23 protein-coding genes and 2 pseudogenes are annotated in these 22,218 nt (G+C 41.4%); 13 read left to right on the top strand and 12 right to left on the bottom strand.

Going from position 1 to position 22,218, the window contains the following annotated elements:
* The 4 genes from ACYTXL_RS00725 to ACYTXL_RS00740 form a co-directional block, all read right to left on the bottom strand.
* On the bottom strand, window positions 1–272 hold a 272-nt coding region (locus ACYTXL_RS00725), incomplete at its 3' end, for an MFS transporter (protein ID WP_461923061.1).
* Between the two features lie 40 nt (window positions 273–312).
* Window positions 313–1,011 carry a glutathione S-transferase N-terminal domain-containing protein gene (locus ACYTXL_RS00730; protein WP_461923062.1) on the bottom strand — a complete coding sequence of 233 codons (699 nt, stop codon included), beginning with the start codon at window positions 1,009–1,011 and terminating at the stop codon, window positions 313–315.
* 214 nt (window positions 1,012–1,225) lie between these two features.
* Window positions 1,226–2,002, bottom strand: coding sequence for a class I SAM-dependent methyltransferase (locus tag ACYTXL_RS00735; RefSeq protein WP_461923063.1), 777 nt, complete (start codon window positions 2,000–2,002; stop codon window positions 1,226–1,228).
* A gap of 34 nt (window positions 2,003–2,036) precedes the next feature.
* A complete protein-coding gene (locus tag ACYTXL_RS00740) occupies window positions 2,037–2,726 on the bottom strand; it encodes an SDR family NAD(P)-dependent oxidoreductase (RefSeq protein ID WP_461923064.1) in 690 nt (229 codons plus the stop codon).
* Between the two features lie 839 nt (window positions 2,727–3,565).
* On the opposite strand from ACYTXL_RS00740, the gene ACYTXL_RS00745 reads away from it, so the two are divergent.
* A complete protein-coding gene (locus ACYTXL_RS00745; RefSeq protein WP_461923065.1) occupies window positions 3,566–4,282 on the top strand; it encodes a hypothetical protein in 717 nt (238 codons plus the stop codon).
* A 125-nt stretch (window positions 4,283–4,407) separates the two neighbouring features.
* On the opposite strand, the gene ACYTXL_RS00750 is transcribed toward ACYTXL_RS00745, so the two are convergent.
* Window positions 4,408–5,790, bottom strand: coding sequence for an MFS transporter (locus ACYTXL_RS00750; RefSeq protein ID WP_461923066.1), 1,383 nt, complete (start codon window positions 5,788–5,790; stop codon window positions 4,408–4,410).
* 271 nt (window positions 5,791–6,061) lie between these two features.
* On the opposite strand from ACYTXL_RS00750, the gene ACYTXL_RS00755 reads away from it, so the two are divergent.
* The gene (locus ACYTXL_RS00755) at window positions 6,062–6,424 is read left to right on the top strand and encodes a DOPA 4,5-dioxygenase family protein (RefSeq protein ID WP_461923067.1); all 363 of its coding nucleotides are present in this window, start codon (window positions 6,062–6,064) and stop codon (window positions 6,422–6,424) included.
* 165 nt (window positions 6,425–6,589) lie between these two features.
* Here the strand turns inward: ACYTXL_RS00755 and ACYTXL_RS00760 are convergent, their stop codons facing one another.
* On the bottom strand, window positions 6,590–6,895 hold the full coding sequence (locus tag ACYTXL_RS00760; RefSeq protein ID WP_461923068.1) for a hypothetical protein: 306 nt from the start codon (window positions 6,893–6,895) through the stop codon (window positions 6,590–6,592).
* A 709-nt stretch (window positions 6,896–7,604) separates the two neighbouring features.
* A complete protein-coding gene (gene coaE / locus ACYTXL_RS00765) occupies window positions 7,605–8,201 on the bottom strand; it encodes a dephospho-CoA kinase (protein WP_461923069.1) in 597 nt (198 codons plus the stop codon).
* Window positions 8,202–8,654: 453 nt separating this feature from the next.
* Between coaE and ACYTXL_RS00770 the strand changes: the two genes are divergently transcribed.
* The gene (locus ACYTXL_RS00770; RefSeq protein ID WP_461923070.1) at window positions 8,655–9,116 is read left to right on the top strand and encodes a DNA phosphorothioation-associated protein 4; all 462 of its coding nucleotides are present in this window, start codon (window positions 8,655–8,657) and stop codon (window positions 9,114–9,116) included.
* A 29-nt stretch (window positions 9,117–9,145) separates the two neighbouring features.
* Here ACYTXL_RS00770 and ACYTXL_RS00775 read toward each other — a convergent pair.
* Together ACYTXL_RS00775 and ACYTXL_RS00780 are read right to left on the bottom strand one after the other, a co-directional pair.
* Window positions 9,146–9,715, bottom strand: a pseudogene (locus ACYTXL_RS00775) (DNA sulfur modification protein DndB); the annotation flags it as partial.
* A 115-nt stretch (window positions 9,716–9,830) separates the two neighbouring features.
* Window positions 9,831–11,432: a DGQHR domain-containing protein gene (locus ACYTXL_RS00780; protein WP_461923071.1), complete on the bottom strand. Its 1,602-nt coding sequence runs from the start codon at window positions 11,430–11,432 to the stop codon at window positions 9,831–9,833.
* Window positions 11,433–11,629: 197 nt separating this feature from the next.
* Here ACYTXL_RS00780 and dndC point away from each other — a divergent pair, with 197 nt between their 5' ends.
* Together dndC and ACYTXL_RS00790 are read left to right on the top strand one after the other, a co-directional pair.
* On the top strand, window positions 11,630–13,246 hold the full coding sequence (gene dndC, locus ACYTXL_RS00785) for a DNA phosphorothioation system sulfurtransferase DndC (protein WP_461923072.1): 1,617 nt from the start codon (window positions 11,630–11,632) through the stop codon (window positions 13,244–13,246).
* 154 nt (window positions 13,247–13,400) lie between these two features.
* Window positions 13,401–13,719, top strand: a pseudogene (locus tag ACYTXL_RS00790) (transposase).
* Here ACYTXL_RS00790 and ACYTXL_RS00795 read toward each other — a convergent pair.
* Window positions 13,705–13,896, bottom strand: coding sequence for a hypothetical protein (locus ACYTXL_RS00795; RefSeq protein WP_461923073.1), 192 nt, complete (start codon window positions 13,894–13,896; stop codon window positions 13,705–13,707). The pseudogene ACYTXL_RS00790 and the gene ACYTXL_RS00795 sit on opposite strands and share 15 nt — an antisense overlap.
* A gap of 35 nt (window positions 13,897–13,931) precedes the next feature.
* Here ACYTXL_RS00795 and dndD point away from each other — a divergent pair, with 35 nt between their 5' ends.
* Window positions 13,932–15,920, top strand: coding sequence for a DNA sulfur modification protein DndD (gene dndD, locus ACYTXL_RS00800; protein ID WP_461923074.1), 1,989 nt, complete (start codon window positions 13,932–13,934; stop codon window positions 15,918–15,920).
* Between the two features lie 28 nt (window positions 15,921–15,948).
* Here dndD and ACYTXL_RS00805 read toward each other — a convergent pair whose 3' ends face one another.
* The gene (locus ACYTXL_RS00805; protein ID WP_461923075.1) at window positions 15,949–16,305 is read right to left on the bottom strand and encodes a four helix bundle protein; all 357 of its coding nucleotides are present in this window, start codon (window positions 16,303–16,305) and stop codon (window positions 15,949–15,951) included.
* A gap of 86 nt (window positions 16,306–16,391) precedes the next feature.
* Between ACYTXL_RS00805 and dndE the strand changes: the two genes are divergently transcribed.
* The 7 genes from dndE (at window position 16,392) to ACYTXL_RS00840 (ending at window position 21,997) form a co-directional block, all read left to right on the top strand.
* Window positions 16,392–16,778 (top strand): DNA sulfur modification protein DndE, encoded by a 387-nt coding sequence (dndE, locus tag ACYTXL_RS00810; RefSeq protein WP_461923076.1) that lies wholly within the window; start codon window positions 16,392–16,394, stop codon window positions 16,776–16,778.
* 62 nt (window positions 16,779–16,840) lie between these two features.
* Complete coding sequence (locus tag ACYTXL_RS00815; RefSeq protein WP_461923077.1) at window positions 16,841–18,298, top strand: DNA phosphorothioation-associated putative methyltransferase; 1,458 nt, start codon at window positions 16,841–16,843, stop codon at window positions 18,296–18,298.
* 60 nt (window positions 18,299–18,358) lie between these two features.
* Entirely contained in the window at window positions 18,359–19,663 is a 1,305-nt protein-coding gene (locus ACYTXL_RS00820; RefSeq protein WP_461923078.1) for an AmpG family muropeptide MFS transporter, read from the top strand.
* Window positions 19,648–20,055, top strand: coding sequence for an ABC transporter permease (locus ACYTXL_RS00825; RefSeq protein ID WP_461923079.1), 408 nt, complete (start codon window positions 19,648–19,650; stop codon window positions 20,053–20,055). The genes ACYTXL_RS00820 and ACYTXL_RS00825 overlap by 16 nt, the downstream gene beginning before the upstream one ends.
* 284 nt (window positions 20,056–20,339) lie before the next feature.
* Window positions 20,340–20,531: a hypothetical protein gene (locus ACYTXL_RS00830; protein ID WP_461923080.1), complete on the top strand. Its 192-nt coding sequence runs from the start codon at window positions 20,340–20,342 to the stop codon at window positions 20,529–20,531.
* Between the two features lie 18 nt (window positions 20,532–20,549).
* The gene (locus ACYTXL_RS00835) at window positions 20,550–21,062 is read left to right on the top strand and encodes a GNAT family N-acetyltransferase (RefSeq protein WP_461923081.1); all 513 of its coding nucleotides are present in this window, start codon (window positions 20,550–20,552) and stop codon (window positions 21,060–21,062) included.
* 176 nt (window positions 21,063–21,238) lie between these two features.
* Window positions 21,239–21,997 (top strand): HEAT repeat domain-containing protein, encoded by a 759-nt coding sequence (locus ACYTXL_RS00840; RefSeq protein ID WP_334909463.1) that lies wholly within the window; start codon window positions 21,239–21,241, stop codon window positions 21,995–21,997.
* Here ACYTXL_RS00840 and ACYTXL_RS00845 read toward each other — a convergent pair.
* Window positions 21,956–22,132, bottom strand: coding sequence for a hypothetical protein (locus ACYTXL_RS00845; protein WP_461923082.1), 177 nt, complete (start codon window positions 22,130–22,132; stop codon window positions 21,956–21,958). The two genes, ACYTXL_RS00840 and ACYTXL_RS00845, sit on opposite strands and share 42 nt — an antisense overlap.
* Window positions 22,133–22,218 lie beyond the last annotated feature (86 nt).

A 22,218-nucleotide genomic window follows, 5' to 3' on the forward strand; every position in this document is an offset into this window, starting at 1 on the left:
ACAGCAAATGCCGCCAGTGCGATTGTAATTACCTTAATTTTGCCGATGCGATCGCCGAGTGGCCCATAGACTAGCTGAAATAGCCCATAGGGAATCGTGTATGCGGAGATAATCACCGCAGCACTGCCAACACCAACTTTGAACTCGTCAGCAATGATGTGCAGTAGGGGGTCAATCACCCGTGCATCGGCAACTACCATGAAGGCAGCAGCGCCCAACAGTCCTAATGAGACAGGTGTCTTGCCTGTTATATCCGTTGCTAACCTACCCACTCAGTTCTCCATTGACTTTTAAAACATCCGCCCAGAACGCTCAAGGCTGAATAGTCTTCGCCGACTGGTTAAATAACAAATCTCTTGACTTATCTGGATCAATCGCTTGAGTTTTGAATGCTTCTGCTTTCTGGTAGGCGCGAATTGTTGCCGGACGGGCTTTAATTGTCTCAAACCAGCGCTTGAGGTGAGGAAAATCCTCTAGATTCTGACTTTGGAGTTCATGGGGCACAATCCAGGGATAAGCAGCAATATCGGCGATGGAATAATCAAAAGCCACAAATTCTCTATCTGCTAGTTGCTTATTTAGCAAACCATATAAGCGTCCCGTCTCATTTACATAGCGCTTAATGGCATATTCAATCTTTTCGGGAGCATAGAGGCTAAAGTGATGATTTTGTCCCGCCATTGGTCCTAGTCCTGCCATTTGCCAGAACAACCATTCTAAAACTTGAGTGCGATTACGTAAATCTTGGGGGATTAATTTCCCGGTTTTTTCTGCCAAATATAGCAAGATTGCACCAGACTCAAATACCGAAATCGGCGCACCTCCATCTGCTGGTTCATGGTCAACGATCGCGGGCATCCGATTGTTAGGAGAAATCTTCAGAAATTCCGGCTTAAATTGATCCCCAGCCCCAATATTCACCGGAATTATGGTATATGGTAAGCCGACTTCTTCCAAGAAAATCGTAATTTTATGACCGTTTGGGGTTGCCCAATAGTAAAGTTCAATCATGGTTATTTTTCCTGATATCGAGTGTTAGAATTTAAAAGCAAAGAGCGCAGAGGTTTGCCTACGAACTTGTACTGAGCGCAGTCGTTGGCGCAGCCTCTCGTAGAGAAGTATTACGAACTTGTACTGAGCGCAGCCGTTGGCGCAGCCTCTCGTAGAGAAGTATTACGAACTTGTACTGAGCGCAGCCGTTGGCGCAGCCTCTCGTAGAGAAGTATTACGAATTAGATTGCGGTGATTTGGCGATCGCTGCCCAAACTCTATGGTGAACCTGAAGAATTGGTGTGGGATATTTTGCTTCGAGTAATGTCGCCAATTCCTGGTCAAATATTTCTACTTTTTCTGGTGTTAAGCTGGCTCCCACACCAGCACTAGCACGAATTCGCCCCCGCCAATCGACCTGTGTATAAGACACAAATACATCATAAGAAAATGTGCGGATTTCTCGGAATCCTCCTTCGCCAATGTCTTTTAACCACAGGGGATACAATCCATTACCGCCGTCTAGATTCCACGCTGGATTATGAGCCTTAATCAGTTGTTCTGTTGCTTCCACTACATTACCTTTTAAGGGTATCCAATCAAAATGAGCGATCGCAAGCAAGCCATTTCTTCTCAATATCCGAGTAATTTCCTGGACGGCACGCGGACGGTCAAACCAATGCCAACACTGTCCAGCCGTTACTACATCCGCACTTGCGTCTGGTAACTCGGTATTCTCGGCAGTTGCGACTCGATAATCTACTTGGAGTTGGGCAGATTCACTTAACTGTCTTGCTTGTTCTAAAAGTGATGCTGATGGGTCGATGCCAATTACATAAGCACCTCTATCCGCAAAGCCCCGCGCTAGTGTTCCTGTTCCTGTTCCAAGGTCAACAATGTTTTGCCCTGGTAAACCTATACCATACTCAGACAGTTTGTTAAATAATGAACTGGGAAAGCCAGCGCGATGTTTTGCATAATCAGTAGCAGTTGCACCAAAATCAATTTTCATACCTGCAAAAATATTCTTGTAACAATTGTCTAGGCTAGAAGTTCTCTACCCACGGACGTAGTTCTACTTCATAAGTCCAAGCACTGCGGGGTTGGCGGAGAATGCTGAGATAAGTTTGAGCGATCGCATCTGGGTCAAGGGTACTATCAGGATTATCTGTTGGATCTTGACGGACTGTGGAGCGAATTGCACCATCAATCACGAAATGCGCCACATGGATATTCTTTGGTGCTAATTCTCTAGCAATACTCTGAGCCAAACCACGCAGTGCAAATTTACCCATTGCAAAGGGAGCAGAGAGAGGATAACCTTTAATACTCGCTGAGGCTCCAGTAAAGAATATAGCACCGCCGCCAAGTTGCAAAAACCTTTTGGTAGCAGCTTGGGCTACGAGAAAGCCACCATAGGCAGTTACATCTAAGGTTTTTGCCACCTCCCCAGGGTCTAGATCGACAAGAGAACCCCGCACCCGATAACTGGGATTGTAAACGACAATATTCGGGGAACCAACTTTATTTTCAACATCAATAAATAACTGTTCTACTTCATTTGGTTTTGAGACATCAGCAGCGAAACTAACCGCGCCAATTTCACTGCTCAATTGAGTCAGTTTTTCAATTTGGCGAGCCGCTAAAGCTACGGTGAATCCTTCTTTGGCAAATAGGCGAGCTAAAGAAGCGCTCAGTCCACTACCTGCACCGACAATTAAAGCTGTTGTTGCCATAAATTTAATTCTCCTTGTTGGGATAAACAGTCAAGGCATTTATATAGCGATCGGGAAGCATCGCAAATTTACTTACTTCACCTGTGTTATATCATGTCCGCTTGATTATTTACTAAACCCCAAGAACCTTTATAAAGAATATTTTATTACTATCGACTTGTTTAGAGAGACAATATAATCTGGCTATTTTTACGTAGCTAATAAGTAGAGCGGCGTGGATAATTCAAGGTTTGTAGTAAGGACTTTAGTTCCCGCAGGGTAGGCCTCTCTACGAGACCCTTCTCTACGAGACGCTGCGCGAACGGCAAGCTCATACCATTTCACTAAAACCCTGATACATATAGATTTCGCCTAGGAGCACGGCATTGCCGTGCCCCTACCAAAGTATTTGTATCATAATTAAAGTCAAACAGTATCAGGGCATCGCGCTACGCGAACACTACGAACTCATCTCAAGATTTTTTACATTACTTAATCTACTTTGATTTATTCTCACCTACTTACTTATCATCAAGAGAATTACTTAATTAAATATTTATTTTTAGTATTGAAATTACGTAAATCTTCTGCTATCTATAGGCAAATTAGCATGATATGATTACAAAAAAAAGTAAGTGTTAAAAATAAACCTATGTAACAAAATTTAAAAGAAGTAATTCCACAGGTTTACAAAATTAAACATACATGGCTTTTATCCTGCCGACCTCCTTACTTATTTCTAGCTACATAGCAGACAAAAGCTTTAAAAATAATTCAATATTTAGTAGAGAAGCTAAAATTTTGGTTGTTAGTAAAAAGTAATTATTCAGTTTATACTTTCAAAAACTGGGGGAGAATTAATGTTAATTATTTTGCCGATAATATTTTATGTATTTTTATTTTTAATATTTAGCTCTCAGCAAAAGTCTCTACGTAGCTCATTATTGTCATCTTCCATTATTTTGGGGATAGCAATAACCCTAATAACTGAATTACTCAGCTTATTTCATCTGATAAATTATGGATTTTTATCCGGTTTTTGGTTTTTTCTAGATATTGGATTAGTTACTACTTTTTTTAATTTTTATAAAAATAAATTTAATTTAAAATACCATCTTTCAAATTATCCTTTTCCAAATTATCTAACTTTTTTATTAGTTAGTGTTTTTTTTGTAGTAGGAATAGTTGGTTTAATTGCGATCATAGCACCAACAAACAATTGGGACTCTATGGACTACCATATGAGCCGTGTTGTTCATTGGATTCAAAATCATACTGTTGAGCATTATCCAACAAGTTACACACCACAGTTATATCAAAATCCTTGGTCAGAATTTGCAATTATGCATTTTCAAATTTTAAGTGGTAAAGATTTTCATATACAACATATTAATGTCACGAATATGTCAGTAGTCAAAGAAAAACAGACACCTTATAAAGACTTTGAACCTTGTGGTGTTATTCATATGGAAACCAAAAGAAGTAAGCAGGTGCAACAGCAAAAGATAAATTATAAAGATAAAACTTTTGTGAGAGCATGGAATTCTACTGATCTGGCTGTGTTTCTCAAGAAATAGAATCGTAGTGCGATCGCTCATTTGTATGCAATATACTTTAACCTCTCCTTTTAGGAGAGAGGTTTTGAATCTTACTCACCAACGCTAGCAGGGAAAGGGCTGTTCTTGTTAGGTCTGTAAATACATTAAGAATTGAGCGTGACTGAAGATAGCCGTGAATTCCCCTTATTGGGACTTTGACCAATTTGCAGTACACAAACTGCGGCAATCAGACAGAGAATACCTGATAAAATAAACGCTTGTAAATAACTACCCGTCCAAGTTCTCAACACTCCGGCTCCGAATGCTGCTGTAGCTGCACCAATCTGGTGTCCTGCGACAATCCAACCGAACATTACGCCAACATTTTCTTTACCGAAGACGTTAGCAACAAGACGGACTGTAGGTGGTACGGTGGCAATCCAATCAAGCCCATAGAAGACGGCGAAAATGGAAAGTCCATAGAAGGAAAAGTCGAAACTGAAGGGCAAGAAAATCAAAGATAAACCCCGCAGTCCGTAGTACCAAAATAATAAGTAGCGATTGTTCCAACGGTCAGATAGCCAACCGGACATAGTAGTTCCAAAAAAATCGAATAGTCCCATGATTGCCAAAAGACCAGCAGCTTTGACTTCAGGGATACCGTGGTCAATACAAGCAGGAATCAGATGAGTTCCAATTAACCCATTTGTGCTGGCACCACAGATAAAAAAGCTACCAAATAACAGCCAGAAGTCGCGCTTATGCATTCCCAGCCAGAGGGCGTTGAGGGTGGAGGCGATGGAATTCACTTTCGGCTGTGATACTTCCACAGTTTCGCTGTTGTCACCAAAGGGTCGCAAACCGACATCCGCCGGCCGATCACGCATAAAGGCTGCGATCGCTGGAATAATTAGAAGTGCTGCACCACTAAGAGCCAGAGCCGCAGTTCGCCACCCAAAGCGATCGCTTACTGAGGCCAGCATGGGCAGAAACACTAGTTGCCCCGTGGCTGTACTGGCGGTTAAGATGCCCAGAACTAGACCCCGCTTTTCTACAAACCAGCGATTGACAACAATAGCACCCAAAACCAGGGCAATAACTCCGCTACCAGAACCGACAACTACCCCCCATAGCAAAACTAGCTGCCAAGACGCTGACATCAAAGTGGTTAAACTGACACCGACAGCAATGACAGCAAGTGAGAACACCATCATTCGGCGAATACCGATCCGCTCCATAACTGTGGCGGCAAAAGGGCCAATCAGTCCGTAAAGTACTAAGTTAATCGAGATTGCCAAAGATATAGTTGCTCTACTCCAGCCGAACTCCTGTTCGAGAGGCACTATAAAAACTCCAGGAGCAGAGCGAATTCCGGCTGCCACCAGCAAGGCTAAGAATGTTAAGCCGGCGACGAGCCAAGCATAGTGGAACGAACGACGCGCTAGGAAGGAGGCTAAGGACATGATGAGTAGGGAGTGGCTTTCAAGAATACTAACTTGCCACAAAGTCGCGACAGCGATCGCCAATGTTAGAAATTCTAACCTCACTGAGAGATAATCACCAGATTGAACCGATCCTTAACTGCACGGTATTGGGCTAAAATTGTGCTGCATCTACGCCCGTCGTAGACATCGCTTTTTCAGTGATAAATTTACGCAAAATGACACGCCCTCCGGGGCAATTCATGTAGCTTTAGCTGACCGCAGGGTATTGCCCCTAAGAAGAAAATCACGGTTTCGGCTATTGTTTGCGTAAGTCCTGAGTGAGAAAGAAAAAGTCCGCTATCTAAAATTAGAGTTGAGAGCGAAAAGTGAATCTATGAAAGAAGATACTATCGAGATCACTAGTTTTCACGCTCATGTTTACTTCGATACTGCGAGTCAGGATGTAGCAGCGCGTGTACGTGAAGGATTGGGCGCTAGGTTTGAGGTGCGACTCGGACGCTGGTTTGACAAGCCCATCGGACCCCACCCAAAAGGGATGTATCAAGTTGCTTTCTTACCAAATCAGTTTGATCAGGTCGTTCCTTGGTTAATGCTCAATCGTCAGGGATTGGATATTCTCGTCCACCCTGAGACAGGCGATGCTGTGGCAGACCACATGGATCATTCCTTATGGTTAGGAAAAAAGCTAGATTTGAATATTGAGTTTCTTCGACAGCTTAAACCTCATCTAAATTGAGAACCGTAGTTTTCGCCCTCACCCTAAATCCCTCTCCCATATCTGGGAGAGGGACTTTGAAATTCTGGCTCCCCGAATCCTAAATCTGGGAGAAGGGGTTGGGGGATGAGGGCAAATCCTTTTGATTACAAAAGAACTACAGGTTTCAAGATAGACGTGGCTTAGTTAGTCAATCGGTACTTGCTTGAGTAAAGCCATCCACATATCAGATGGATTGGAGTAGTAATCAATTTCTTGAACTTGATATTGATAAAATTCACAACCTTTTCGCAAAATAATGCGATCGCCGGGTTTAATGGTTTTCCCTACTCCAGTCATGTACCCCATTATTCCTTCATTGAGGTCCTCAAATACATAGTCGGTTCCCCAAACTTGTTGGCTGTAATCGTGTATTTTATTTTTCTGTTTTAATTCGTTTGCTGGAGAGCTAATCAGAGCTAATTTTTTTAAAAAACTAAAACTTAAGTTCATACCTGTTCTGATTGAAGAGAAGGCACTTAACAACAATTTAAAAATAGAACTAATAATTCAAAAGTCAGTTTTTTAAGACATCATTCTGAAATATTAATATTTAATTTATCCTAAGTTGTATTTTCTGTGATATAAACCATTGATGTCATTAATGATGCTATAGGACTCGTATTTGATTTTTGAAAAAAATCAGTACACCCCCAAAAGGCTTCTTCCTTACTTCCATTCGGCTACGCTCACGGCAAGCCTACTCCCTGTCTACACAAATAATTTCAAAAATCAAAGTAGACTGCTATATATCAGGTAAAAATTCACTGTTACTAATACTAGTGATTACTTTATTAGCTTCAGTCTTGAGTATGTCATATAACATCAGGGGTGATAGCAGCTTTACTATTAATTTAAATTTACAGTACTATTAACCGCAGCTTCAACTGTAAAATCCCCGAATTATTGGACAATATTCGGTCAGATATGAGTATTTTTCGCTGAACTAGATAATATTAATTTATAAAGCTTTTATGTCTTAAGAATTTCGTCTATGTATAGTATCTTTTTTAAGATATAGCGCTTCTCGTTTGTATGCAATACACTTTGACCTCTCTCCTTTTAGGAAAGAGGCTTTGAATCTTACTCCCCAACGCTAGTAGGGAAGGGGTTGGGGGTTAGGTCTGTATTGGACTCAACTGCAAACTGCTATAAATGCAATCTAGTCCCTACTTGTGGTTTTTAGAGCTACATCTACATACTTCAGTAATACTTCTAGGGTGGAGGAGTTATCTAAAACGACATCTGCATGAGCCACTTTTTCTTCGATAGATAATTGGCTGTTGATCCGGGCTTCTGCCTGTTCTCTATTTAAATGGTTTCGTTGTATCAATCTTTGTAGCTGTTGCTCTTGGGAACAATGCACTACCCAGATTTCTGTAACCAAATCAGTCATTCCCGCTTCAAATAATAGAGGCACTACTAACACCAGTGTTTCTGAAGAGGATTGGGCAATTGCTTTGAGGAAGCGATCGCGTACATCAGGATGAATTAAATTATCTATCCAGTTGCGTTCATCTTGACGATTAAAGATAATTTCGCCTAGCTTTTGGCGGTTGAGGCTGCCATCTGGTAGTAAAATTTCTTTGCCGTAACGTTGAGCGATCGCACCCAAAATAGGCGAACCTAAAGATACTGCCTCTCTAGCATAAATATCTGCATCCAAAATCGGCAGGTTATAAGTGCTAGCTAAATAATTGGTGACAGTGGTTTTGCCTGTGGCTATACCGCCGGTTAAGCCGATTATACGTTTAGTCACGTTATTTCTCTACTATACGCCCGCCGTAAGATGCCCGTTCGCGTAGCGTCTCCTTTAGGAGAAGAGCTGTAGGGCGATCGCTTGGAATTCAAAATTACCATAAATAAATTTAGCTTTCCAGTACATAGTATGCTATGAAGCGCAAGTGTATCGCCGTGATCAGGTGGCTGCCAGGATAGTTAAATAATTCGTAATTCGTAATTCGTAATTAAAGACATTTTCAGACGGGGATTTAAACCCCGACTGAAACTGATCGGAGGCGGAGTGGCTCCGACTCCGCGCTACGTCTATACGTAGGGGTCTTAAACCCTTTTATTTACGATAATTTGTTTGTTTAAGCGATCGCGTATATACTAGTATAAAATGATGGGTTAATAAGTGCGTAGGTAAAGCCCAATCTAGGCATCGCTTTTGGCTTTCGGTTAAAATGGCAACAATGTAGAGATTAATATCATGGCTGCAAATAGAATCAGGGTTGCTAAAGATAAGGCTGAGTTGGTGAAATCTCTAGTAGCATCAAAAGACACAACTGGGCCTTTTCAGACTTATGTAGAAGTTATGGTGTTTGCAGCAGCATTAGGCGTTAAATATAAAAAGCGCATTCCTTTAGACGTAATTTCTAAAGATTTATCCCCACTGCGACAAGATTATTTTACTAGTAGCTTCACTCTATTAATTAATTTGTTGGCTATCACCGAAACTGAAAACATTAAGATTCTAGATGATGATAATGTAGCTGACGAGCAACGTATTCACATTTTTGAAGAGTATGCTAATAGTGGTTTAGAAATTATACAAAATGAACTGCGTGGAGCAGTAGACTATTCAGAGCGACTTTTATTGATTCTTAGTTATGAAAGAACGAATTCAGAGCAGCAAGATGAGGAATTTGATCTAACCAAATTCCTATCTTGATTTTTAAGTAATTCTTAAAAGCAATAACTTTACATCCACCCCAGTGTAATTTTTACTATTTTGACTGCATCTGTTACAGCACCAACAGTAGCAGATATTTTATAAGGCTTGTCTGGATTTGTAGGTTTGGCATCTATTCTAACTACGTTATCCTTCCAAAGCTGGTTTTCTCTTGACCAATCTAGCTGTGCTAATTGTAAAACTTTTTCTTCATTAAAAGAATTGTTTACTGGCTCGTATATATAGTGCAATAAACGCCCTAAAACTTCCAGCCCCACACTTATACCTAGAATACAGTCTTGTTTAAATGTAGCTACTTCATCTATTGTTAGTTCTTCAACAGTTGTATCAGAAATATATTCAGTATTACTGCATTCTGATAAAAATCTATTAAGACAAATAACCAAAGCATCTGATGCTTGATAAACATCATAATCTCGAAGCTGATTACTTGGATCGTTAGTAAAAACGCAACTTACAAATCTAGCTATGTAATTAATTGTGTAGATCAACTTATCTTTAGTAGCAGGACTTAATTTAATTTTCTCTGTCTTACCCTGGAAGATTGGCACTCGTTTTATTAATTCTTTAGTAATGCCAACTCGACCAGAGAACGCCTAATAGAAATCAGTAGATATTAGCAAACATGATATGCAACCCTTATAGACTGTTGCATCAGTAAAAACCACAGTGCAAAATTCCTACTTAACTTTGCTAATTCAAAATATGTGGAAATCCTACAGCTTTCGGTTCAACAAACTTGCCATCAAAACCTATAGTTTTATTTTCCACAGTCCTAGCATCCGCCAAAGCCTTCCGAAGTTCAGCACGTTCCATCTGTTCCTGAATTCCACCCAGAATATAAACCAATAACTTCGTCGCCAAATCCCGTCCAGCAACCTGTACCCGCTTTTTATTTGGGTCATACAAAACCCCATACCAGAGAGATTGGGGATATTCCATACCACTAAAACCACCTTGCTGGTCAAACTTCCGCAGTTTCTTAAAAATATCTGCCAGGGAAAAACCTTTTTTAAAAACCAAAATTCCGATAGCTTGCGCTAATGCAACTTGAGCAACTGGACGGAAAAGCATATTTCCTTCACCTCCCTCCTTCTCAAAGCTGAACCGCCGTAAAGCAGGTGTATCCTCGTGTTCTAAAATCTTATAACTGGAAAGACTAGCCAAAGAATCAAATAGCTTTCTAAATTCCTCAATTCCCTGCTCAAGTTCTTCATCTTCTGGACGCATGGGAATTAGACCTTTCTCCAAGGGTTTCCAGTGGGGGAACTTTTGACCCAAATATCGCTCAGACATATCTTGTAGAGCTTGCAAAGTGGTCAAAACTGTAGAATTGGAAGCCACTGTTGCACTATTCCAATTAACACGAGGATTGCGATCTTGTCGTTGTTCTAATAGTGGATGTGTAACTGCAATTTTTCTAGCAACGATCGCAAAACCATCATCTTCATTCAACTGTGTTAACTGCCCTTTAGTCAAGGGTGCAGCCATCAGGTTGACATGAACAAAAATCGATCTCACCCTCCGTCTCGCCTGGGTGCGAGTTTCCCCAGCCGCTACCGCACAGATGAACTCAATACCAATTTTTTCCTTGGGTAAATTTTGCAAGTAAGCAAGGTCTACTTGATACTTTTCTATTAAATCATTGACTGTAATAAAACTGTCATCAGCACCTTTATCTTTTTTATAACGCTGGAGTTTGCGAGTTTTAATTAACTCCATCAACCCCTGTACACCCATTAATCGGTGTTGACCATCTAATGCATAAATAGTTACATCATCTTCAGAAATATTTAGCAAACCTACCTTACCGTCTTTATCTAAGGTTATGAAATCAGTAGTAGACTTTGTGGCGCGTCCTTCACTATCCCACTCAGAAGCTTTGGGATTATCCACCCACGGTTGATTAATCACCACCAGCACCGGCGGAAATTTGTGATTTTGTCGAGCCGCTAAATACTGGACTAGCGGTGCTTGACGTGACCAATCAAGGGGACGCTGCTGAATTTCATCAATACTATCCGCGTCAATCTCGACATTATCAGTCTCATGATTATACTTTTTTTGAAACAGAGGTAAGCCAGAGGCGAAGTGAACCCGACCTGCAAACCATTCCAAAGTAACAGAGCTAACATAAGCCTCAATACCACCCATTTCGGTTTTTTGAACGAGAATCCGATCTTTTCTCCCTAAAAAGTTCTCCAGCAGTAAAGCTAGTACCTGTTTTTCCTTGTTTTCTCGTTCCAGGTACTCTCTAGCGATGTCAACAGTAGGGTCAGATGTACTATCTTTCATGTTAAATTTTAAAAACAGAATGGGATTATGTCGTTTAATTATCCAAAAAATTGGATATTAGTAGTAAAGTTTTTAAAAACTTTTATTGAACCCAGGTCGGTGGCCTTCCCGAAGGTAAGCCGCTTCGCAGCTTGTCTGTATAACCGCGAATTCTATTCGCCCGGATATTACGCCAGTGTTTCCAGAGAGAAGGAGAAATGACTACAGCACAACAACCAGAAAAGATAGTTCAACAAGCACGTACTGTAGCAGAGTTAGTGGACTATATCCAAGCTCTCACCACTGAAATTCAAGAATTGTATTGTTTAGATGAGATTCCTTGGGTTTTAGGTGTGTCTTGGGGAAAAGATTCTAGTACAGTATTGCAGCTTGTGTGGAATGCGATCGCTGCTCTTCCTCCAGAAAAAAGAACTAAAACAGTCTATGTTATTACAACAGATACTCAGGTAGAAAATCCTGTAGTGTCTGCTTGGGTTCGCAAATCCTTGCAGAATCTCAAGGTAGCCGCTAAAAAACAGGGGATGCCAATTGATCCACATTTACTACAACCAGTACTTGAAGACACATTTTGGGTAAATCTTATTGGTAAGGGATATCCAGCACCTCGTAATCAGTTTCGCTGGTGTACATCACGTTTAAAAATTAATCCTGCTAATCAATTCATCCGTGAAATAGTTAGAGCTAGCGGTGAAACAATTCTTGTATTGGGGACTCGCAAGGCGGAGAGTTCCAAACGTGCTGCCACAATGAAAAAGCATCAAGTTGATAGAGTACGAGATCGCCTGAGTCCTAATGCCAGCCTACCCAACTCTCTAATCTATACCCCCATTGAAGATTGGAGTAATAATGATGTCTGGATATACCTTAATCAGTGTGAAAATCCTTGGGGACAAAGCAATAAAGAATTATTTGCTATGTATCGAGGTGCAACAGCCGATAATGAATGCCCACTAGTTGTTGATACTTCTACTCCTAGCTGTGGTGATTCCCGATTTGGCTGCTGGGTTTGCACACTAGTGAATAAGGATAAATCAATGGAGGCAATGATTCAAAATGATGAAGAGAAAGAATGGATGCAGCCATTATTAGATATTCGTAACGAACTAGATATTAAAGATGACCGAGACAAAAGAGATTTTAGAAGAATTTGGGGAGATGTCCAACTATTTGAACGCAATAAAAACGGAGAAATCTCTGTTGAACCAATACCTGGCCCTTATACCAAATATTGGCGGGAACATTGGCTCAGACGATTATTAGAAGCGCAAACAAAAACCCGTCGGACAGCGCCAGAAAATATGCGCGATATCACCCTAATTACTCTAGAAGAAATGAGCGAAATTCGCCGCATTTGGCTAGAAGACAAACACGAATTTGATGATAGCTTACCCCGGATTTATCAAGAAGTGACTGGCGAAGAATTTCAAGACCCCCGTCCTGGTGCTGACTATAGTCTACTAGGTCGTGATGAATGGACAGTATTAGAAGAAATCTGTGAAGGTGACGCGATGCACTTGGAACTCATGGCGAAATTGTTAGACACAGAACGCCAGTATCGCAAAAAGACTCGTCGCGTGGGGATATACGAAACCCTAGAAAAATGTTTTAATACGAGTTCCCGTTCCCCAGAAGATGCGATTAAAAATGCTCGTTTGAAACGCGAATTAAGCGAAGCAGTTAGTCAAGGTGATGTTGCAAAAGTCAAGCAGATGACTTTGGGCGATGTTGCAGCAATTAATGAGGTAGATGAAGGTGAAAGTGATGAAGAGGTAACTTGGGCAAGTATGAAATTTAAAAAGGAAAATTCAGAATAATAGAATACCGGGCGATTGGAAATCGCGGCTACACAGACGAAACCCACTTCCGTGGGTTAAAGAAAATGAGAGAAAATTTCACACATTAATAAAATTCCCGGCGATTGGAAATCGCGGCTACACAGACGAAACCCACCTCCGTGGGTTAAAGAAAATGAGAGCAAGTTTTACACAATTGTATGTACATTATGTTTGGGCGACCTGGGATAGATTACCCATAATTACGCCTGATATTCAGAAGGAAGTTTACGGAGCAATTATTCGGGAATCTGAACAGTTAAAGTGTACAGTAATTGCGACATTTTATCAGCCACGAAATCAAGCCAGGTGAGTTTTTCAAATGGCAAGGTAGTTATGGAGCTTTTACAGTTAGTCATGATGCCATTGATAATATAGCCAATTACATCAGAAACCAAGCTACACACCATAGCCAAAAATCAGTCATTCCCACCTGGGAACTAACTCTCAAGTAAACCAACAATTACATAGGAATTTAGTCCACGTTCGCGTAGCGTTCCGCAGGAAAGGTGGACTTTGCCTGTGTAGCCGCGAATTCTATTCGCCCGGTATCTGATAAACTTTGCTGCATAACCGCAAATTCCATTCGCCCGGTATTTGATAAACTTTGCCTGCATAACCGCGAATTCCATTCGCCCGGTATCTTAATAAACCCACAATCAAATCAATGATATTTCTTGAACTCGTATTACAAAACTTTGGCCCCTACAGTGGGAAACAGGTAATCAATCTTAACCCAAAAACTGATGAAGAAAACTCGCGTCCAATTATCCTATTAGGTGGCATGAATGGCGGCGGAAAAACTACGCTTATGGATGCCATTCGTCTCGCCCTTTATGGCCCCCGCGCCCAATGTTCTACCCGTGGTAATTTAAGTTATGGCGATTTTCTCAATCAATGCGTTAACAACAAAGTAGATGCAGTTGCCGACACCCGGATTGAATTACTTTTTGAACATATTGAAAACGATAAACCAATAAAATACCGTGTTGTGCGTAGTTGGACAAAAAACCCTAAAGATGGTAAAGATACATTAGGTATTTTAGGCGACAGTGATACATGGCCTGATGCTTTAGTTAATATCTGGGATGAATATATTGAAAATCTCCTGCCATTAGGTATTTCTAACTTATTCCTATTTGATGGTGAACAAGTTAAAGAACTCGCAGAACAGGAAATACCACCACCGATTGTTGTTGAAGCTATTCGCGGACTTTTCGGGCTAGAGTTAGCAGATCGTTTAGCTGTTGATTTAGATATTTTAGTTAACCGTAAACGCAAAGAGTTTGCTGATACTAAAGATTTAGCTAATCTAGAAGAAATTGAAAAAAGATTGACGCAACAGCAACAAGATTATCAAGAAAATGAACAAAATTTAGAAAATCTCAAAAATCAGCTAGAAGAACTAGAAGTAAAGCAGCAAGAAGCCTTTGATAAATTTATTTCTGACGGTGGTAAAATTGCGGCAGAACGCAATCAACTAGAACTACAACAGAAAGCGAAAACTGCGGAAGTTGAACAATTGCGTCAGTTAATGTGTGAGTTGGCGGCTGATGTTTTACCCCTAGCATTAATTCCCAATTTACTTACTCAAGTGCAAACGCAGGGAGAAAAAGAATTTCGCCATCGACAAATCCAAATTTCCAAAGATTTGTTACTTGAAAGAGATCAGCGCTTACTCAGTTGGCTAAGTCAGGTAGAAATTGCCTTAACAGAAGTTGAAAAAATTCAATCATTTTTAGTCAAAGATGTAGATAATTTATATGCTCAAACTCTCGATATTGAAGCACCTTGGTTATTAGCTGATGATGAAACGTTAAGTCAGCTAGATAATCTCATCTATCACTTGCAAAATTCTCAACTTTCTGCAAAAGAAAAATTAGCTATTATCAAAAATAAAGAAGAAGAAATTATCACTTTAGAAAGACAAGTACAAACAGCAGCAGCACCAGAAGATTATACAAAGCTGCGTCAGGCAGTAGAAACGGCACAAAATCAAGTTGTTGAAGCTAAAGCAAATTATGAAACAATTCGCCGCCGTTTAGCTGAATTAGAAACTATTATTGCTAAGTCCAAAAAAGAATTAAGTGATTATACTGTAGAAAATATTAAATATAAGAATAACGAACATATCATTACCTCTGCGGCTAAAGTTCAAGAAACACTCAAGATTTTCCGTGAAAAATTAACCTTGAGAAAGCTCAATAAATTAGAGGAAGAAGTTAAAAATTGCTTCCTTTATCTCCTCCACAAGTCAGATTTAGTCCATCGTATTGCCATTGATACCAATACTTTCGGACTTTGCTTATATGATTTCAATGGTAAACCAGTCCCCAAACATCGCCTCTCGGCTGGCGAAAAACAATTATTAGCGATCGCCTTTCTCTGGGGTTTAGCGAAAGTCTCTGGACACCGCCTACCAGTAGCAATAGATACACCATTAGGTAGACTAGATTCCTCTCACCGCAGTAACTTAGTTGAACGTTACTTTCCATCTGCCAGCCACCAAGTAATTTTGTTATCTACGGATACCGAGATTGGAAAGAAAGAAGTAGAAACACTGCGAGAAAACGAAGCGATCGCTCGTGAATACTTGCTCAAATACGACTCCTCCACCCGCCAAACAACAGTAGTAGAAAATCAATATTTTTGGTAATTCGTAATTCGTAATTCGTAATTCGTAATTATTTACCTTTGAGTCGTTTGGTGGAAGCGACTAGAATTTTACCAACTTCGTTTGCCTCTTGGAGAAGTAGTTGAAATTTCTGTTTATCCACTAGCTCAGATTCAATTAATATTTCTAACCAGTATTGTGTTTCTCTTGCTTCTTTCAAAGCAATTTCCAATTTGTTGATAAAATCTTTGTCAGATTGAGCAGACTGAGCTTCTCGGCAATTCGCTCCTATCGAAGTACCGGAACGGAGAAGTTGTTTGGAGAGGGTTCGAGAAACTCCAGGTTTTTCATCTAAAAAGCAACAAGCTTTAACAACTCTGATTGCAAAACTTTTTGTCCGGTCAGTAATACTAATATTAGCTACCATGTTTTATATTTGAAATTAGAATTAAAATCTATCCTATGTCCAAACAAAAGACCAGTATCTAAATAAATTACGAATTACGAATTATTATGGAATCCCCAATCGAAAGAATAAAACTCTCTCAAACAGCCAAAGACCAACTTACCAAACTTAGACGCAGCACAAAAATCGACCAATGGAATATCTTATGCCGTTGGGCGTTTTGTCGTTCCCTAGCAGAACCAACCACACCCTCACCCGTCCCAATTCCCCAAGATAGCAACGTCGAAATGACTTGGCGCGTCTTTGGCGGCGAAATGTCCGATATTCTTCTTCTCGCCCTTAAGCAACGCTGTCACAATGATGGCTATCCCACCGACAAAGAAACCCTCGCCACCCAATTCCGCTTACATTTGCATCGCGGTATTGGCTACTTAGCAGGCGATCCAAATATCAAGAAAATTGAAGATTTAATTGAACTGGCCATTAAACCTTGAAACAATATTAGTTATCGGTGTCTTAATTACGAATTACGAATTACGAATTACGAATTAGTATTATGCCTGAAGCGTTAGAAATCGAGCGTCACAGAGCTGCGATCGCTCGCACTGATTTATCTCGCCCCGTGCGATTGGCAATAGAATGGGCAATTCTGAATCAAGACACCACTTTTTTTGACTACGGTTGCGGCTACGGTGGTGATGTAGAGCGAGTAGGAAATTTAGGCTACACCAGTGCAGGCTGGGACCCTTACTACCATCCGGATGTACTACACACCGCCGCCGATGTAGTCAACTTGGGCTATGTTCTCAACGTCATTGAAGATCCAGAGGAACGCCGTCAAAGCCTTCGCCAAGCCTGGGAACTCACCCACAAAGTTTTAATTGTCGCTGCTCAAATACTAATTAACGCTCCCAGCAAAACCCAACTTGCTTACAATGATGGCATTGTGACGCGCCGCAATACTTTTCAGAAATATTACGAACAAGAAGAACTCAAAACTTATATTGATGAAGTGCTAAATGTCGATGCAATACCGATCGCCCTAGGCGTATACTTTGTTTTTCGAGATGAAGCCGAAAAAGAAAGTTACAAAGCTATCCGCTTCTTTTCTACCACTTCTACACCGCGAGTCCGCATCCCCATCAAACGGTTTGAAGACTATCAAGAACAGCTGCAACCACTCATGGCTTTTTTTACCAAGCGCGGTAGACTACCTACTAAAGGCGAATTGGAAAATGAACCGGAATTACTGAGCGAATTTGGGAACTTTCGCCGCGCCTTTGGTGTAATTTTGCAAGCTACCGACGAAGCAGAATGGGATGCGATCGCTTACCGTCGTTCTCTAGATATTCAAGTTTATCTTGCCCTCACCCATTTTGATCAACGCCCGGCATGGCAAAAGCTAGCCCCAGAAATGCGTCACGATATCAAAGCCTTTTTTAGTAGCTATGAAGAAGCTTGTCAAGTAGCCGACCAAAAACTTTTCAGCTTAGGTAAACCTGGGGTGATTCAAACTGCGTGCGAAAAAAGCAAAATTGGTAAACATACACGCGGTGCGCTTTACGTCCATATTTCGGCACTAGCAGCACTTGATCCCTTGCTGCGAATTTGTGAAGGTTGCGCTAGCCGTACCATTGGGCGTGTAGATGAAGCCACATTAATCAAATATCACACTGATAAGCCGCAAATATCCTATCTGTGTTACCCTAATTTCGACACTGATCCTCACCCGGCATTAAAAGCCAGCATAGGTATTGATTTAAAAACCCTAGTCGTCACTCATCGAGACTACGAAACTAGAGCAAATCCGCCGATTTTGCACCGTAAAGAAACATTTGTTACCAGCAGCTACCCTGGTTACGAAGAATTTGCTCAACTCACCCAACAAGAACAGGAATTAGGATTGCTTAACCAAAAAAGCGACATCGGTACGCGAGAAGGTTGGGAAAAATGCCTTGCTGCACACGGGGTAGAAATCAGGGGGCATCAGGTTTATTCAATTAAGGAAAATTAAGGAATAATCACACTGTTAGAGCATTACTGATATGTATCTTAATAAAAAGGAATCTTCAAGATGGTGGAAGTAAATAAATCGCTGCTACAAATTTTTGGCAGCCCAAAGATCGGAGCTTTGTTATTTTTGGGTTTTTCATCAGGGCTACCGTTGTATTTAACCAGTCAGACATTACAAGCATGGTTGACCAAAGAAGGAATTAGCTTGGCAGCGATCGCCGCTTTTAGTTTAGTAAAGCTGCCCTATTCTTTAAAATTTCTCTGGTCGCCTTTACTAGATAGATTTGTACCGCCTTTTTTGGGGCGGCGTCGAGGTTGGATGGTAATTACACAAGTAGCATTACTGTTAACTATAGCTGTAATGGCTCTACAACACCCATCCCAAGGGCTACAACCTTTAATAATTGCTGCAATAGCCGTTGCTTTTTTTAGCGCCAGCCAAGACATTTTAGTTGATGCTTACCGCACTGATGTAGTGGAAGCAGAAGAAAGAGGTGCTGGAGCATCTATTTACTTATTGGGTTATCGCATTGCCATTCTAGTAACCGGTTACGTCACCCTATTTTTAGCAGACAGAATGCCTTGGCAAGCTGTTTACTTGTTGATGTCGCTGTTGATGCTCGTAGGTGTGGTAAGTTCTATTTTTGCACCAGAACCAGTCCTACGCGATCGCCCACCTCAGACTTTAGAAGCCGCAGTCAAATTACCCTTCATTGAATTTTTCCAGCGTCATGGCTGGCTACAAGCACTTTTAATCCTGATATTTATTGTCATCTACAAGTTAGGGGATTCTTTACTCAAGAATGTATCCACCCCATTTTTGTTAGATAAAGGCTTACATTTCACTCAAACCGACATCGCATTCCCTGGTGCGCTGGGAATTTTCGCCACTATTGTTGGCACCTTGGCAGCAGGAGCAGTAATGACCAAAATTGGTGTTAATCGATCGCTCTGGATATTCGCCATATTGCAAGCTATCGGCAACTTGGCTTTCTTTGCGTTGGCAGTAGTCGGTAAAAACTTCTATCTAATGTTAGCTGCCGTTAATATAGAACAATTCTGCGCTGGTCTAGAAACAGCTGCTTTTGTAGCATTTTTGATGAGTCTTTGTAATCAAAGCTTTTCAGCTACACAGTACGCCTTACTTTCGAGTTTGCAGGCTTTTAGTAGAGATATTCTCACGGCTCCGTCCGGTACATGGGCACAAGCAACTGGCTGGTCTACATTCTTTCTATTGACAGCAATCGCTGCTTTACCCGGATTACTATTATTGCCATTCTTTGCCCCTTGGAATCAAAAGCCAGTAGTAGTATTATCCAGACCAGGACTTGAGGACGAAGAAGAGGATATATGGGGAATCAAGTAGTTATTTCTGTCGGTACATTTATTCTCTTACTCACTGGTTTATTACTTGGCTATGTTCTCTCGCAGTTAGTTCTAGGATTTCTAGCATTTAACCTCCTAACTTTTTTTGGAACACTCAGCCTAATTTTAATTTTTGGTACGCTTTATTACGTTTTATTTTGGCAGTTGCGGAGACAGCAGTCCCGGCCATCAACTATAAATGAAGGGATACCAAACCAAGTAGAAGAGGATGTCTCTAATAGCTATCTCAAAAATAGGCTAATTGCTAAATTATTCGGTGATGCTGCCGCTGCCGAACGGTTAATTGAACAGGCAAAAGAGACTTATCCTGGGATGCCGGAAAATTGGTATTGCGAGAGAGTCCTTGATGACTTGGAGCGCGATCGCCCATAATACTTCAGTGGGGAGTAAGAATTTTAGATTTTAGATTTTGGATTAAAGAATTGAAATTTAATCCAAAATCTAAAATCCCTTCTCCCAAGGGGAGACGCTGCGCGAACGGGTTCAGCAGTCACTCATGGGGGAAACCCCCTGTTCCCGCGCTGCTTCACCAAAATCCAAAATTGAATTGCCCCAATGCCCCATTCGTAAAAAATCGCTAAAATCAATCAAGAATACTTCACAAATCTTCAGCTAGGTTCTCATAAAAGTTCAGAGCTTCCTTTGCAATCTAAAATATGGCTATTTTTCGTCAGTACATCGCCCCCTTGCTTGCGGTATTAGTATTTTTCTTTGCCTTAGTGGCAGTCAGCGCCCGCATCTTTTTACCCTCCGATATGGCAGCACCCGCGCCAACTGAAGAGGTAGGGGTAAGTTCTCAGCCCACTCCTACTGATTTCCCACCAGCAGTACATTACTTAGCCAGTTAAGGTCAATAAACATCAGAAGTGTCTGAGGAACTACTACCTGGGTATATTATTCGCCGTGGCTCCGCTTTGGATCGATCGCTGCTGCTTAAATTCATGCAGCGAACTTACCAGGATCTCTTTCCCAATGAGGATTTTTCCCACCTAGAGCAAACAGTTAAGCAATACTTTTCTAGTGATACGCCCTTATGGTGGGTTAATTTTTCGAGTCAGGAAAATGGGGGAGACAATGGAGAAAATTCTCCCTCATCCCCCTCATCCCCCATCGCCTGTCTCTGGGTGGGCAATGCCATAGATCAAGTACATGGGAACCGTCATGCTCACATCTTTATCCTGTATGTTGTACCAGAACATCGGCGACGGGGTATTGGTAAAGCTTTGATGCGATATGTGGAAAATTGGGCTATTCAAAGAGGCGATCGCCAGATTGGATTACAAGTGTTTCAATCTAATAAACCCGCATTAAATCTTTACAATCAGTTAGGTTATCAAACCCAATCCCTGTGGATGGTAAAATTCCTGAGTGCAGAATAATAAACTAAAGCATAGCGATAACATACTTTAGCGTCTGAAGTAATGGCAGTTCTCCTTCGGATAAAACTCAACGAGGGTGAAAATAAAGTGTATAATATTGCAACTAATATTTATAAGGCTTTAACTTATTGGCGCGGGGGTATATGTTAATCCCTTTTCGGGATTGAAATTAAATTATGTATGACGAAGACGATCTAAGCCTACTCGATGTTGAGGAGGAGCTAGAAAGCCCCTTAGATAAAATAGAACCGCTAACTGCCGAATCAGAAGTGGCGAAGCCTGATCCAGAAGTGATGCTAGCGTTGCTAGAAAATCCCCAGCCGCAGCAACGAATGTTAGCGGCGCGTGCTTTTTGTGATCTAGAAGATGCGCGTGCTACCCCCCATCTGATTCGCTTGTTAACTGATACCTGCCCCTTAGTGCGGGTGAGTGCAGCCTATGGCATCGGACGCAATCCCAGTTCAGAAGCTGTGAGTCCGTTAATTGCTCAACTAAACAGTGATTGGAATGGCTATGTGCGTAAAGGTGTTGTTTGGGCTTTAGGAAACTGTCGCGATCGCCGTTCTTTACCACCCTTAGCAGATGCCTTAAGAACCGACATTTCCGCAGTGCGTTTATGGGCTGCTAGCGCCTTAGCACAGATGGCAGAAGTGGGTTACGAAGCAGTTATAGGGGCAATACCACCATTAATTGAAGCCTTAGTTCAAGATCCCGTGGCAGCAGTGAGGAGTAACTGTGCTTGGGCAATTGGTCAACTGTGCCGCGAACTACCTTCTAATGTAGTTTATGCCACAGCGATCGATGCCTTAATTCAAGCCTTTGCTGAAGATCAAGATTTGGGAGTACGGGAAGATGCTAAAGCCTCACTTTTAGGAGTCGGTGATCCCCGTGGCTTACAGTTGATTGAAACCCTGGAACAAGAAGGGTGGTTTTAGATTGGGTCTTGGGCATTGGGCACTTGTACTGAGTGTTCGCGTAGCGCGATGCCCTGAGCTTGCCGTACTCCGCAGGAGTTGCAAGCTACGCGCAGCGTCTCGTAGAGAAGAGTCTCGTAGAGAAGTATTGGGCATTGGGAAAACACTTTCTTTCTTCATCCCCTTGTCTCCCTCATCCCCCTCATCCCCCGCCCTTACTGTCCTTCAGCTACAGGTTTGAG

The organism is Nostoc sp., assembly GCF_054880495.1.